The 15,010-nt window shown below is 49.7% G+C and carries 12 protein-coding genes; 5 read left to right on the plus strand and 7 right to left on the minus strand.

The window, feature by feature from the left end; genetic code table 11:
* Positions 1 to 9 precede the first annotated feature (9 nt).
* The 3 genes from RHH53_RS11205 to RHH53_RS11215 form a co-directional block, all read right to left on the minus strand.
* Positions 10 to 363, minus strand: a complete 354-nt coding sequence (locus RHH53_RS11205; protein ID WP_310438496.1) for a hypothetical protein — start codon at positions 361 to 363, stop codon at positions 10 to 12.
* A gap of 96 nt (positions 364 to 459) precedes the next feature.
* Positions 460 to 1,941, minus strand: coding sequence for a cobyric acid synthase (locus RHH53_RS11210; RefSeq protein WP_310438507.1), 1,482 nt, complete (start codon positions 1,939 to 1,941; stop codon positions 460 to 462).
* Between the two features lie 14 nt (positions 1,942 to 1,955).
* Positions 1,956 to 3,635, minus strand: a complete 1,680-nt coding sequence (locus RHH53_RS11215) for an alpha/beta hydrolase (RefSeq protein ID WP_206200218.1) — start codon at positions 3,633 to 3,635, stop codon at positions 1,956 to 1,958.
* Between the two features lie 370 nt (positions 3,636 to 4,005).
* On the opposite strand from RHH53_RS11215, the gene RHH53_RS11220 reads away from it, so the two are divergent.
* A complete protein-coding gene (locus tag RHH53_RS11220) occupies positions 4,006 to 4,755 on the plus strand; it encodes a DUF928 domain-containing protein (RefSeq protein WP_206200219.1) in 750 nt (249 codons plus the stop codon).
* On the opposite strand, the gene RHH53_RS11225 is transcribed toward RHH53_RS11220, so the two are convergent.
* From RHH53_RS11225 to RHH53_RS11235, 3 genes are all read right to left on the minus strand, one after another.
* Positions 4,747 to 5,595: a fatty acid desaturase gene (locus RHH53_RS11225; RefSeq protein ID WP_206200220.1), complete on the minus strand. Its 849-nt coding sequence runs from the start codon at positions 5,593 to 5,595 to the stop codon at positions 4,747 to 4,749. The two genes, RHH53_RS11220 and RHH53_RS11225, sit on opposite strands and share 9 nt — an antisense overlap.
* Positions 5,596 to 5,702: 107 nt before the next feature.
* Entirely contained in the window at positions 5,703 to 7,085 is a 1,383-nt protein-coding gene (hemN, locus tag RHH53_RS11230; protein WP_302678321.1) for an oxygen-independent coproporphyrinogen III oxidase, read from the minus strand.
* Between the two features lie 38 nt (positions 7,086 to 7,123).
* Positions 7,124 to 7,852 (minus strand): biliverdin-producing heme oxygenase, encoded by a 729-nt coding sequence (locus RHH53_RS11235; RefSeq protein WP_310743798.1) that lies wholly within the window; start codon positions 7,850 to 7,852, stop codon positions 7,124 to 7,126.
* Positions 7,853 to 8,126: 274 nt separating this feature from the next.
* On the opposite strand from RHH53_RS11235, the gene acsF reads away from it, so the two are divergent.
* Complete coding sequence (acsF, locus tag RHH53_RS11240) at positions 8,127 to 9,191, plus strand: magnesium-protoporphyrin IX monomethyl ester (oxidative) cyclase (RefSeq protein WP_310743799.1); 1,065 nt, start codon at positions 8,127 to 8,129, stop codon at positions 9,189 to 9,191.
* 2 nt (positions 9,192 to 9,193) lie between these two features.
* Here the strand turns inward: acsF and RHH53_RS11245 are convergent, their stop codons facing one another.
* Positions 9,194 to 9,496, minus strand: a complete 303-nt coding sequence (locus tag RHH53_RS11245; RefSeq protein ID WP_206200224.1) for a DUF3181 family protein — start codon at positions 9,494 to 9,496, stop codon at positions 9,194 to 9,196.
* Between the two features lie 328 nt (positions 9,497 to 9,824).
* Between RHH53_RS11245 and RHH53_RS11250 the strand changes: the two genes are divergently transcribed.
* From RHH53_RS11250 to RHH53_RS11260, 3 genes are all read left to right on the plus strand, one after another.
* Complete coding sequence (locus tag RHH53_RS11250; RefSeq protein WP_310743800.1) at positions 9,825 to 12,323, plus strand: dynamin family protein; 2,499 nt, start codon at positions 9,825 to 9,827, stop codon at positions 12,321 to 12,323.
* Positions 12,324 to 12,410: 87 nt separating this feature from the next.
* The gene (locus RHH53_RS11255) at positions 12,411 to 13,907 is read left to right on the plus strand and encodes a dynamin family protein (RefSeq protein ID WP_310743801.1); all 1,497 of its coding nucleotides are present in this window, start codon (positions 12,411 to 12,413) and stop codon (positions 13,905 to 13,907) included.
* Between the two features lie 160 nt (positions 13,908 to 14,067).
* Complete coding sequence (locus RHH53_RS11260) at positions 14,068 to 15,009, plus strand: diguanylate cyclase regulator RdcB family protein (protein ID WP_302678327.1); 942 nt, start codon at positions 14,068 to 14,070, stop codon at positions 15,007 to 15,009.
* Position 15,010: the final 1 nt, after the last annotated feature.

Genomic DNA, 15,010 nt, shown 5'->3' on the forward strand with positions numbered 1-15,010 from the left:
AATCGAGGGTTAATTGAGTTGTTGCTGGCGCTGGCGTGCCTGCCAATAGTGCATCGGTAAGCAAAGCAGCGAAGAGGTGGTGAGCAAAAAGGCCAAGAGTGCGGTGATTTTGCACATTTGACCTAAATCAGTGCCTTCTAATGGTACAGCGATTTGCAGACCCCGCGCACCACAATAGACGAGCCAATAGACAAAGATCATGCGCCAGAGGGTTTCACCATAGGCCTCTTGGGGGGAAGACTCCCGCAGGGGACATTGTTTTTCCTCTTGATAAGCTGTGTACAAGAGCCAGCTTAAGCCACTCAGGGCGGCGATCGCTGAAACAATTAAGGTTCCCACTGACCAAGAAGCAGCCACTGTCATTGTCCTTTTGCACTCCCTATCATCAGCACATCGTTCCTCAGTCTAGGGGAGTCATTTGCAAGGGATGACAATTGCTAACAATTTGAAATTTTTACATCAACATAATTTACAAATGCTCTCTAGGTTCAGGTGAGCCATCACGGCTTCTGTAAGTTGATCCAGTACAACAGTCCGTTGCTCGGCATAGTGGGGAATGGCTGTGGGTAGGGGGGGCAGTTGACGGCGCGATCGCAACCCATTTAGCCAATGGCGACGCCAAGCACCATTTTCCAATAGCCCATGCAGGTAGGTGCCCCAAAGCGTGCCCGCCGTGTTAACAAGGCCGAGTTCTGAGGCAGAAAAAAGGGGCTGCCAACCGTTGAGATCGCCTGTGTATTCACTTTGGCCTTGGTGAATTTCATAGCCCACGATCGGCTCAGAACCGGGGAAATAAATGGATTGGGTTTGTTGTTGCTGGGTACATTTGCTTACCCCCAATTGCGTGTGCAGCGGCATGAGTCCCAGTCCTTTATAGGTGCCGGGGCAGCCCTCTAAGCCCAGAGGATCGCTGATGGTGGTACCCAAAATCTGCCACCCACCGCAAATACCGAGAATGGTTCCCCCTTGGGCAGCGTAGGCTTGTAGTTGCGCTGCCATCCCCGTTTGCTGTAGGACGTGGAGATCAGCAATCGTCGTTTTCGTCCCCGGCAGGATCACGGCATCGGGTTGCCCCAAGGGACGATGGGGGGGTAGAAACTCAAGGGAGACACTGGGTTCCGCCAGCAGGGGATCGACATCGGTGAAGTTGGCAATACGCGGTAGTCGAATGACTGTAATTTTCAAGTCTGCCCCTTGGCGTTGGGGACGCGGATCCCATAGATCAAGGGAATCTTCGGCAGCGTAGTGGCGCTCGAGCCAGGGAATCACCCCTAACACCGGTACTCCTGTGGTCTCCTCTAGCCATTGCACACCACTGTCAAGGAGCGATCGCTGGCCACGAAATTTATTAATGACAATCCCCTGAATGAGCGATCGCTCAGCAGGATCAAGAAGCATCAATGTCCCGACAATGTGGGCAAAGACGCCCCCCCGATCAATATCCGCCACAAGGATCGTCGGTGCCCCAAGATACGTCGCCACCCGCATATTGGTGAGATCGCGGTGCTTGAGATTAATTTCTGCGGGTGACCCTGCACCTTCACACACAATCCAGTCAAAGCGTTGTCGCAGATCCGCCAAGGCCTCGGTAATCGCCTGCCAACCCCGCTCAAAATAGTCCCGATAGTAGTCTGCTGCTTGGGTGACCCCCGCCACCTGCCCCTTGAGAATCACTTGGGAGGTCATGTTGCCTTGGGGCTTGAGGAGAATCGGGTTCATCGCCACTTCGGGTTCTATCCCTGCCGCCCAGGCCTGCATTGCTTGGGCATAGCCAATTTCACCGCCCTCACGGGTGACGTAAGCATTCAAGGCCATATTCTGTCCCTTAAAGGGAGTGACACGGTAGCCCTGCTGCGCCAGCCAACGACAAATCACCGCTGTGAGGAGAGATTTACCGGCATGGGAGCTGGTGCCCACCACCATCAGGGATTTAGCATTCATGGTCGAGTTGATCATTACTTCGCTGCCTGTGGGACCTTTTCCAACAGTTCCGGGGCTAGGGATTGAGTCAGGTTCAGGCCATGGGTGGGCGAACTCAAGGCCATTGCTGCGGCCGGTGTCAGCCATTGCCGTGCCTGTTCATCCCCTAGAAGGTGCAAGCGTAAAAAGGCTAAGCTTAATCCTCGCAGATAGGTGCGCGATCGCGGGGGCATGGCACCGACAAGGGACTGGGGCACAGGCAGCACCGGTTCATTTTGACCCGCCTCACCAATGGTTGAGAAATGGGTGGCATCGTCTATCAACACCAAGTAGCGATCGGGCGTCGTCAGCCATGTAAAGGGATAAATTTGCTCCTCGACCGCTGGGGCGATCGGATCGTCACTGGCAGCCACAAACATAACGGGAATTTTCAACTGCCTCAAGGATTCAGGACTAAAGACAGCACTGGTAATCGGGTTAACAGCAATCACCGCTTGCACACGGGGATCCTGTAGGGAATAGACCTTTGGTGGTAATGCTTGCGCTTGGCATTGGAGCAGCAGTGACACATTAAACGAGTCGAGAACACTTCTTGTGCAATGTCGCCGCAGTTGTTGAAAATCCAACGGTGCCCCCGCGAGGGCGAGAGCCGTGTAGCCGCCAAAGGACTGACCAATCATTGCCACCCGCTCCAAATCTAGCCGCCCTGCCCAAGGATAGAGTTGCTCAGGAAATGTCCCTAAACGATTGAGGACAAACGTGACATCGAGGGGGCGATCCAGAAATTCTTGAGCCGCCACCCTAGGAGTGACATGGCCTATGGCAAAGGACAGCAACTGACGGGTGGAGCTGCCCACATGCTCTAGGGCAATGACGGCAAACCCATGAGAGGCCAGATGTTGACACAAATAGCGATAACTGTAGCGATTGGCTCCCAATCCATGGGAAATGATGACCACTGAAACCCGCTGTCCCGCAGGAACGATGGGTAGATAGAGATCCGCTGCAATGGGGCGGGAATGTCCCGTCAACTGCAACCGCCGAGGCGATGCATCCACTGCTGTCCAAGGCATCTCTAGCCACCGCCAAGGCCCCGGTTGGGGCAGTGATTGCACACTGGCAGGAATAGATTCTGGCTGATTTGCGATCGCCTGTTGACGAACAACATCCAGAATTGTCTCTGTTTCGCGGATTGTATGCTGGAAGTTTTTGAGAATCGCGAGTCCTTCCTTGAGATCAAAGCGGATACTGGGGGAGGGGTAATGGCGCATCACACTCAACGCGGTCAGACCCTTGGGATCAGTGGCAGCGAGAATCAGGGCGGATCGCAGGGCACGGGCGTTTTCTTGGCGGCTTTGGGTTTCGAGAATTCGGCCCGCTTGCACCATCAATTCTTGACCAAGGGGGGAATACAGGAGTTGGGCAACAGCCACCGGCGAGAGGCGCAGCCGTTCTTGTAAGGCCAACCGCAATTGCTGCTGATGCACAGGCGGCAATAACCGTAAATAGCTGGCGAGTTCTGGGGAGGCTTGGCCAGTGGTAGCAAAGCGTTCTAAATCAGCAATGGGGAGCGATCGCTCGAAGGGGCCATAGCGAAAAATAATCCGTTCTGCTGCCGTTGCCGACAGCCCCCTTGATCCCACCAAAAAGATGCTGAGACCCGCCACAACACTGAAGGGGGGCAAGAGAAACCACTTAAGGGAGAGAGTGTTCACAGCGAGGAGTCACGCAACACCACTAGATCAAGAAATTTAGAAAAGTAGTGGGAACAGCGCTCAGCGCAAAAATTCTATAGGTACTTTCCAGTATAGAGATAGCCCTTTGCTAATATGCCTGCTGCTGACATCATGCCCGCGCCATTTTGGAACTGCTAGGGTGCTGTCCTCGTCTTGAAAACTACTCAGGTTGTGAGCCAGCGCAATACCAGTACGTGATGGACATCATCACCATCTCGTTGGCGCTATCACCCCGCAGCCCACACCCAACTCCTATGGTAGTAGTGTGGCAGGTAGGGAAATGACCAAAGATTAACGATAGGCCCCCCTAACACTTCCCGCTACCGCTTTTCATTAAGGATCTTGACCTATGAAACGCCCTATTTTCACGTCACTGCGATATTTCGTTCCTTGGAGCTTGGCCGTACTCATCCTCAATGCGGGTCTGAGTTGGGCGGGATTTACGCCCCCCAAAAACCTATCCCGGCCGGGGAATCGGGAGGGGGCAGCCACCCGCGGCGTCTGTAGAGTGCAAACAGCGGCGAACGAACCGGATTTAATCGCCCTAGTACCAGCAAGTAATATTGGTTTAACGGCAGTTAATCGCCCCACGTTTTACTGGTATTTACCCGCCAATAATTACCAAGCTCTTGAGTTTGCCCTCTTTCAGAACCTTGCCGACGGGACGCAGGTGCAAATTTACAAGCAGCAGTTTCCGATGGCCAATCGCCCGCGCCTAGACAGTATTACGTTGGCGGGTGACGTACCGCCCCTACAGGAGGGGGTGGACTACCGCTGGACGGTGAGTCTCATTTGCAATCCCCGAGATCCTGATCCATCACAGATTCGCTTTGTGGAAGGCTGGGTACGGCGGGTAACACTACCAAGGATCCCGAACAAGCAACTGCCCCAGGTCAGTCCTGTAGAACGCTATAACCTGCTGGCTAGCCATGGCCTGTGGTACGATGCCCTCGAGACATTGGTCAAACTGCGGCAGCAACAGCCAACTGACCCCAAGGTGAATGCCCTGTGGACAGAGTTAATGACCGCTGAGGAGGTTGGCCTCGATCGCCTGAGCAATTTGGCGATCGCCCACCGCAGCCGGCGCAATTTACGGTAACTTAGACAGGGCGGTGGAGGGGGGCAACTGTACCTTGGAGGCAAGCCCCAGTCCTTGGAGTGTGCGAATCACCCACCAAGTGGGATCCACTTCCCACCAGTACCAGCCGGCCTTGGCCACGTGGGGATAGGCATGGTGGTTATTGTGCCAACCTTCGCCGTAGGTGAGGAGGGCTGCCCACCAAAGATTGCGAGAGTTATCATCGGTCTCAAAGCGACGATAGCCCCACTTGTGGGTGGCGGAGTTAATCAACCACGTGCTGTGCCAGAGGAAGACCGCCCGCATAAACATTCCCCACAGCAGCCATGACCAACCCCCAAGGCCATAGAGGAGCAAAGCAAGGGGCACTTGCAGCAGCAAAAAGTAGCGATCCAGCCAGCGGTAAAAGGGATGCCGCACCAAGTCTGGGGCAAAGCGGGCATACTCCTCAGCCTCAAAAAATTGGTGATGGGGATAGACCAGCCAGAGCATATGGCTCCACCAAAAGCCCCGCCGCGCTGAGTAAGGATCTTTGACTTCATCTTCGGTGTGGGCATGGTGCAAGCGGTGACCGGCCACCCAAAAAATGGGACCTCCCTGCATGGCCAAGGCACCCAAAACAGCAATGATGTATTCCAACCACTGGGGCACTTGAAAACTGCGGTGACTCAGGAGGCGATGGTATCCCAAGCAAATGCCGATGCTGCCAAAGAGCCAGTGGAGAAAGATGGTGACCACCAAGGCTGACCAAGAAAAAAAGAAGAGAGCAACCGCGGCCAAGACATGAACCGTCGTTAAAAAAAGCACAAAGGCCCAATTGAGGCGGGCAGTTTCAGGTTGGAGTTCTAGGGATGATGACATGGGCACTCCTCAACACCGTGTGCGGATTTAGACGCAAGTTGAAATCAAGTTGTAATCTAGAGAATCTGAGCCACCAAGACAATCCTCAGGGCAATCCTCGGCTGAGCCTAAATGGCCTTAGAAAATGTCTTACCAGATTTGTGTTGCAGGTAGGTATCAAAGACGGCAGCCACATTGCGGATGAGGAGTCGGCCTACGGGGGTGACCTCTAGGCGATCGCGCCCTAAATGAATCAGGCCATCGGCAGCCAAGTCTTGGAGTGCGGCCAACTCTGGAGCAAAGTAGGCATCAAAGTCCAGCTGGAACTGGCGAGCGATCGCCCCCTTGTCCAAGGTAAATTGGCACATCAGTGCCATGATGATGGTGCGGCGCAGCAGATCCTCAGGGCGCAGTTGAATCCCGCGTTCTGTAGCCAATTGCCCCGCCGCAATGTCACTAAAGTAGGTGGCTAGATGCTTCTGATTTTGGGCATAGGCCTCCTGCAACATGCTAATTGAGGTCAGACCAAAGCCAATCAAATCTGCAGGGGGCAGGATCGTATAGCCCTGAAAGTTGCGTTTGAGCGTTCCTGCTGCTTGGGCGATCGCCAGCTCATCCGTGGGCTTGGCAAAGTGATCCATGCCAATGTACTGATAACCCTGGCTAGTTAGCGTTTCAATGACCCGCTGCAAAATGGCCAGTTTGGTCGTGCCATCGGGTAGGGTAGCAGGGTCAATTCGCTTTTGGATGGGTTTCAAATTGGGAAGATAGGCAAAGTTAAAGACCGCAATGCGATCGGGGTCAAGGCGCACTGTTTTGGCAATTGTGGTTTCAAAAGATTGCACCGTTTGAAAAGGCAGGCCGTAGATCAGGTCAATGTTGACACTCTCAAACTCAGCAGCGCGGATCCACTCCATCACTTGAAAGAGCCACGCCTCCGGCTGCACCCGATTGACAGCCAGCTGAACTTGAGGATCAAAGTCTTGCACACCAAAGCTAATGCGGTTGAAGCCCAGATCGCGCAAGCGAAAGAGATACTCGCGGTCGATATAGCGGGGATTGACCTCAATGGAAATTTCGGCATCGTTGGCAAATTCAAAGTGGTGGGTGAGCGTCCGCCACAGGGATTCCACTTGGTCAATGGTGAGATAGTTGGGGGTACCGCCGCCCCAATGCATTTGAATCACTGGACGAGTGCGATCCAGCCGTGCCGCCACTTGGGCAATTTCCTCTGCTAAGGCATCCAAGTAGGTTTTGGCAATGGTTTGGCTTTGGGTGACGATGACATTGCAACCGCAAAAATAGCAGGCGGTTTGGCAAAAGGGAATATGCACGTATAGGGACAGAGGCAGATGCCCTGCGTTACTCCGCAGCAGTTCCCGCTGGAAACAATGGCTATCAAAGTCAGCAGTAAACTCGGCAGCCGTGGGATAGCTGGTATAGCGGGGCAAGGGGCGATCGTATTTTTGCAGCAATGCCCCATCAAATTGAATTGGCTGAACCACACTCATGGATGTTTGCAAGCTCCTAACAAGATCAACAGTGGGCCTTAAACGGCAACAGCTTCAGGACGGGGTTGCTCCCGCCGACTCGGTTGGTTCTCAACAACGGACTGCCAGACCTGCTCGCCAACGGTGGCTTTTAGCTCCGACTCTAGGGCGTGCATGAGGTGGCAGTTGAGGGTAAAGGCAAAGTTGGCTTCCTTGACAATGCGGGCGATCGCGACCTCATCGAGGCTGAGGCTATCCAAGGTTTCCCGATACCGCTGCTTAAAGGCTTTCTTGTCTTCTGGGGTCGGCAGGGCTGGAAACTCGTAAAAGGCGGTGCCCTTGCCTTCGGGGAGCGCTAACTGGGAACGCACAATTTTACTCAGGGCTTGTCCCCCAGAGAGATCCCCCATATAGCGGGTGTAGGAATGGGCAATGAGCAACAGAGGATCACTTTGGGCGAGGTCATGAATGCGACTGAGGTAAACGCGAGTGGCTGTGAGGGGGGTAATCTGATCGCGCCAATTGTCGCCGTAGTAGAAGGCCAAGTCTTCGGCCAGTTGGCCACTGCGGTTGAGTTCGGGAAAATACATCGCCCGCAGGCGATCGCCCGTAGCACTGGCTAAGGCAGCTTCGAGGTCAGTGTACACAAAGTAGAGATTGGCCAAGAACTGGCGGAAGAGGCTCGGCGTAATCAACCCGCGGACAAAACATTTCATGAAGGCGGTGTGTTCGGCCAAGCTGTGAGCCTCAGCAGTTCCTTCCCGCAGCGCAAGGGAGAGCACGGTCATACCTGTAACTCCTGAAATCAGTTTTTAACAATCTTTTTTGAGATGAGTTCATCCTGCCAACGACGAATGGCCGTGGGCTGAACGGGGGCAGAAGGGCAAACTAAGGGTGAGTATTACTTTTTGACCATATGGCTGTCAAGCGAAACTTCAAAAAACATTACAAAACTGCCTACTTTTGCAAAATCGTCAAGACGGTTATTGACCGTCCTGAGGGATATAGTATAGTAAAACGGTATGACCTGCATAGGTTTAGTTCTATAGGAGTGAAAGGCTTATGGTGGCGATCGCCCCCAATCCCGATGCGAGTCAGAGCGTTAAAACTATTCGCGAAAACCTTTTAACCCCCCGCTTTTACACAACAGATTTTGAACAGGCAGCAAAACTTGACCTGAGTCGCCAGCAGGAACAACTCGAAGCAATGTTGGCGGAAATGCGGGCAGACTACAACCGCCATCACTTTGTCCGCGACGACGCCTTCAAAGGCACATGGGACACCTTGGATGCAGAGACCCGCAAAGCCTTTATTGACTACCTCGAGCGCTCCTGTGTCTCTGAGTTTTCAGGGTTTTTGCTCTTTAAGGAACTCTCGCGCAAGCTGAAGAATCGCCACCCTCTCTTGGCGGAAATCTTTCACCTCATGGCACGGGATGAAGCGCGGCACGCAGGGTTTCTCAACAAGGCAATGATGGATTTTGGCCATGCCATGGACTTGGGCTATCTCTCCAAGGCGCGTACCTACACGTTTTTCCCCCTGCCATGGGTGCTCTACACCGTCTATCTATCGGAGAAAATTGGCTACTGGCGCTACATCATCATCTACCGTCACCTAGAAAAGCACCCCGAACATTCCTTCTATCCCCTGTTTAACTACTTTGAAAGTTGGTGCCAAGACGAAAACCGCCACGGCGATATTTTCAAGGCCTTGATCCACTCCCAACCTCAATTGATTCAAGGCTGGGGTGCCAAACTATGGATGCGCTTCTTCCTGCTGACGGTGTTTGCCACCCATACGCTGACGGTGCATGAGCGTGCCAAATTCTATGAAGCCCTTGGTCTTGATGCCACGGAATTCGATCGCGAGGTCATTGCCAAAACCAATGAAACGGCCGCTCGCACCTTCTCGGTGGTGCTCAATGTCGATCACCCTGACTTTTATCCGCGGCTGCAACGCTGTGTCGAAATCCATAAAAAACTCCAAGCCATTGAAGCCAGCAAGCAACCCAAGTGGCTGAAGGCCTTGCGGAAGCTTCCTCACCAGTTGGCGATCGCCGGCCACCTGTTGCGCCTGTATCTCTTGCCCCCCGTCAATGCCCAACAGGAATGGGGCACCGTGCACTAGGGCTAAAGCTCCTCTTGGCGAAAACGGTTGAGCAGTTCTACCAGCAGCTCTTGGTTGGCCTTGGGAATCAGGCGATCGAGGGAAAGGGACTGCTGACCCCCGCCAAGGGGAACTGAAACCTCCTGCAAGACACTCGTGACCTGCGCCGAATTAACCTCCCCCTGCTCTAGGAGGGGCAAAAAGGCTTCGGCAAGGGGGGCTGCCAGCTTGGCATCAGCGAGATACAGATGCCATTTGGCCACATCCATATAGATATCGCGGCCAATTTCAGCCGCAAGACGTTCAATTAAGGGGGTACGACTCATTTAGGTCACCGCTTTTTCATTCACTCTATTTGTACCAGTCAAGGGGGGCGATCGCTAAAACAGACCGATCATGGGATAGTAATCGGGAAAACACCTGTGGACAAGGATCAGGCTCACCCATAGAAGGCTAATCATTAATTTTTGTTAAGAACTAAAACCCTAACGGTCTTTTCCCTAAGTCCTGAATGCGCTCAAAGCAGCCAAAATCAATGTTTACAGGGAGCGTGTCCTTTTTCTTTTAGGAAAGAGCTGTAGATTACAACAGTTTTTATTCTTTGTGCTACCATAGGCTTCAGTCCTCTTTTAATTGCTCTTAATTGCTGATTGTATGGCTACGGCTATCCCCCCCGGCATTCCCCAAGACATTCAGCCAAGTGAGACCCTACTAGAAAACTTGCGCCAGGATGTCATTCATTTGCTGAAACAGACCGTTGGCATTGTTGAATGCTACAACAGCCTCCATAAAACAGCAGAGAGGGATTCATCTCAAGAAAAAACAGAATTTTCAGGTACAGCAGCGATTCGGCAAGCCCTCACCAACGTTGAGGAAATGGCTCTACGCATGTCCGTGGTCGCCCCCATGAAAGCTGGCAAATCCACGATTATCAATGCAATTGTCGGTCAACCGCTTTTGCCTGCCCGCAATACTGCCATGACCGCTACTGCAACGGAAATCGTTTTAGATACAAACTACCCTGAACCTGTTCTCTTTGTCCCCGAAGAAACCCTCGCTTTATTCAAAAAGGCAGCGGTGAAAATCCGCCAAGAATACAATAGGAATCGTGACAACGTTAAAGCTAAGTTACAGAAATATCCTCATCTTGACACCACATTTGAAAACATTATCAGGAATGACGGCACTTTATTCAAAGAAGAAACAACAGGTGTCGAAAGTGTGCGTGAAGCCCTGCAACTAATGAATGATTTGGTACGTTTAGCCAGCCAAATAGTTCCTGCCTACAACCCTGTAAAGCGGATGCGGGAGCTACCCCAGATCAGAGTAGCACCTTTTACCTCTGAAGGCGAGGCTATCAACACCGCTTTGGGCAACCTTGTCATTATTGACACTCCAGGTCCTAACGAAGCAGGCGAGAACTTAGAAATCAAGAATATTTTTGCTGAACAACTTGAGCGTAGTAGTCTCATTTTGGTTGTCCTAGACTTTACCCAGCTCAAGACCGAAGCGGCTAAAAGTGTTCAAGAAACCGTTCAGGCGATTGCTGAGATTCGTGGTGGAACTGAAAATATCTATGCCCTCGTAAACAAAGTTGATCAACGACGCAGAGGGGATATGACTCCTGCAGAAGTGCGGGAGTTTGTGCAGCAGGAATTTAGAATTCCTAGCTCTCATGTTTTCGAGGTATCTGCCCAACGAGCCTATTGTGCTGCTTGTTTCCTGAAGCAGCATGGCTTAGGAGAAGACTGGCGGACTCGAGATGAGGCCGGAGATTTGGCAAGAGAAATTCTTGGGGCTGAGTGGGAAAAAGAGTTAGAAGAGATTGATAAAGACGCGTTTACTAAGAAAGCTAGAGAGCAGTGGTATGAACGCTCAGGATTTTATCAGTTTTTCACTAAAGTGATTAGTGAACTCATTAAAATTGCTGCACCGAAAGTAATCAGGGAATCTCTAAACATCACTCACGGCTTTATTCATAAGCTTCTTGAAGACATTAATTTGCGAAAAAGAAGCTATCAAGCAACCCTAGGTACACTTGAGGATGAAATTAAGAAACTAAATCAAGATATTAAGAAAATTGAAAGTTCGGCTAATCTGTTGAATATTGTCGAGGAGTATCAAGAAAAAATTAAGAATCAGATTGCCAGTGAAGTCTTTAAATTGAAGAACAAGGCAAGAGCAAACGTTAGTCGTCTTTTTTCTCAAAAAGAGTATGAGCAGGCTGATATTTTCAAAAAAGTAATGCTTTTCACAGACCACCTCAAAAAACCAATACTTTCTATCACAAACAACCTCAAAAAACCAATACTTTCTATCACAGACTTTTTAGCCAACGGCAACTTTCGTGAGCATCAGGATTATGTGACGATTAGTTTTGGCTCAAACGATGACTTGAGGGTTAATTTTAGTTCAAAGGATGACGCAGAAGATTTTCAGAGAAAAATATTTAACCTAGTTTCACAAGAAGTGGAAAAATCTTTTGCTGACACCCAGAAAAAGATTGAAAAATTTGTAGGAGAAAAAATCCTTGGATTAAAGAAAGAAATAGAGGAAGAAACTCAGCCTATCCTAGAAAAAGCAAGAGAACGACTCCAGATGACTTTTAATGTGCAATTAAGCCTTCCTAATTTTCAGGTTTCAAAGGCTAGTTTTGGCAATTCTGAACTTCGACCCGAAGCTTTAACTAGGACTGTCAATAAATTTCGAAAAGTGGAAAAGAGATTTTGGTGGCACTGGTTTTGGCTAATTCCTAAGGAAGTGGATGAAATTTATACAGAGACTATTCAAGAATATGTAGTCTATCTCAATAAAGTCGTTGAGGAAATCAATCGACAAGTAGACACCCAAGCGAATCAAATAGAACAAGAGGTTAATAATTATTTAGAAAAAGGTTTTAAAGTAGAAGCAGAACAATACATCGAGTATCTCAGTAGCTATCTCAAGGATTATCGAACAACCCTGATTGAGAGCCAAGAATATCAGAGAAAGTCTGCTGTTAAAAAAGAAGAAGTGATGAGGCAATTAGAGCAGCTCGAGGAGGATGCTCAAAAAGCGAAGTGTGATATTTCAATTTATTCGCGTCGAGTAGAGGAAGTTCTGGAAAATTATGGTTCTTCCTGCGATTCACCAGAAAATTCCTCTAATCAGTGATTAATTCAGCTTTCCTTACCGTACAGTGTCAGCACTTTTTATCTTTTGTGCTAACCTAACCACCAGTACTCCCTGACTGCTGATAATATGGCCACGGCTATCCCCCCCGGCATTGCCCAAGACATTCAGCCAAGTGAAACTCTAGTAGAAGACTTGCGCCAAGATGTCATTCATTTGCTGAAACAAGCCGTTGACATTGTTGAACGCTACAACAACCTTCATAAAGCAACAGGCACAGAATTTTCAGGTACACTAGCGATTCGACAAGCCCTCGCCAACGTTGAGGAAATGGCTCTACGCATGGCCGTGGTCGCTCCGATGAAAGCCGGCAAATCCACGATTATCAATGCAGTCGTCGGTCAACCCCTCCTACCGGCTCGCAACACGGCAATGACGGCTACTGCAACAGAAATCATTTTAGACCCTAATATTGCTGAACCTATTCTGATGGTTCCCGAAGGGCTGGTCAGTTTATTTCGCGAGACTGCTGATCATATTCACTGGAAATGTCAAACAGATCGCACAGGCGTTGAGAAACTATTGCGCGAGCGATATCCTCATTTGACCCGCACACTAATCAACATTATTAGCAACCCCTTCCTATTCGAGCGACAGATAAAAGGCGTTGAAAATATCCGCACAGTCTTGCATCCCATGAATGACATCGTGCGTTTAGCGAGTGAACTTGTTCCCAACTGTAATGTCATAAAACGAATGCAGGAGTTGCCTCAAATTAGGGTCGCGCCCTTTACCCTTGAGGATCAGCCCATCAATACGACAGTGGGCAACCTTGTCATTATTGACACTCCAGGTCCTAACGAAGCAGGCGAGAACTTAGAAATCAAGAATATTTTTGCTGAACAACTTGAGCGTAGTAGTCTCATTTTGGTTGTCCTAGACTTTACCCAACTCAAGACTGAAGCGGCTAAAAGTGTTCAAGAAACCGTTCAGGCAATTGCTGAGATTCGTGGTGGAACTGAAAATATCTATGCCCTCGTAAACAAAGTTGATCAACGACGCAGAGGGGATATGACTCCTGCAGAAGTGCGGGAGTTTGTGCAGCAGGAATTTAGAATTCCTAGCTCTCATGTTTTCGAGGTATCTGCCCAACGAGCCTATTGTGCTGCTCGTTTCCTGAAGCAGCATGGCTTAGGAGAAGACTGGCGGACTCGACCTGAAGCCAAAGACTTGGCAAGAGAAATTCTTAGGGATGACTGGGAACAAAACTTAAAAGAGATTGACAAAGACGCGTTTACTAAGAAAGCTAGAGAGCAGTGGTATGAACGCTCAGGATTTTATCAGTTTTTCACTAAAGTGATTAGTGAACTCATTAAAATTGCTGCACCGAAAGTAATCAGGGAATCTCTAAACATCACTCACGGCTTTATTCATAAGCTTCTTGAAGACATTAATTTGCGAAAAAGAAGCTATCAAGCAACCCTAGGTATACTTGAGGTTGAAAAAGAAGTGATGAAGCAACTAGAGCAGCTCGAGGAGGATGCTCAAAAAGTGAAGTGTGATATTTCAATTTATTCGAGCCGAGTAGAGCAAGTTCTGATCAGCAGTATTGAAGGTGAATACTGAGTTGACAAATTATTAAATTTTATTGCAGATTCGACTTTCCTTACCCTACAGTGTCAACACTTTTTATCTTTTGTGCTAACCTAGCCCCCAGTACTTCCTGACTGCTGATGATGCCGATTTATTTAAGTCGATTAAAGTAATTTTTTGCGTTGTAGATTTTATGAATTACTTAGCCATTGAAGAGCGAATCCCTCTTGCCAATGATCAGCTACTGATTGATCTAGCTAACAGCATTCACACAAATCAGTCTTTGATAGCGTATCGCGCCAATCGAGGTTTTTTGGGTAGGTTACTGGATAGTTTAACAGGTCGCACTTACCAGCAAGATACCCTTCTTGCCCAAAACTTGACCCGAGGACAGGAAGCATTACTGAGCATTACCAATGAACTGATTGAAAAGCTTCAATTTACTGAGTATGCTCTTGTCACTACCCAACACTCCCTCCGAGAAACTCGTGAATGTCTTGTAGCTACGCAGCACTCTCTTCGAGAAACTCGTGAGGGGCTTAATCACAACACTCAGGCATTGAATAGTTTATTGAATAGTTTAATTGAGACCTGCGATCGCAAGTTTCAAGAGCAAGAGAAACGTATTGCTACCCTTGAACGGCGAGTGACGGCACGGGAAGATTTCGATCGCATTTTCTCTCTCTGGCGAAGTGGCCAAAGCTATCACGATCTCCCTTGGGCTATCCAAATCCTATTTTTAGCCCGCGAAATCTACAACAGTTCCATTGCCTACCTAGAACTTGAACAACAAGTCACTTATTATCGCGACCTACTGGTGAATGAAATTTTGGCGCACCAGCGGCACTACTTACCCAAGCATTTCTTCAGTACCGCAACGCTGCTAAAAGTAACTCGGCAAGCAACAGCACAAGAGGATACAGAGATCGTTTACGACATTCTGGCGAGTTGCCGCTATTCAGACTCCTATCCCTTGCTGCGCAATATGTCAACACTATACTGCCAACAGCAGCCTTCCTTTGTCCTTCAGCACCCTCCTTATACCCTAGATGCCAAAGAAGTCATTCAGCGGATTGTTCATGAAACTGCCGCTGCAACGTTGCATTCCCTCCAGTCTCTGAAATCCAAGGAGTGAT

Source organism: Thermosynechococcus sp. PKX82 (assembly GCF_031583255.1).
Lineage (GTDB): Bacteria > Cyanobacteriota > Cyanobacteriia > Thermosynechococcales > Thermosynechococcaceae > Thermosynechococcus.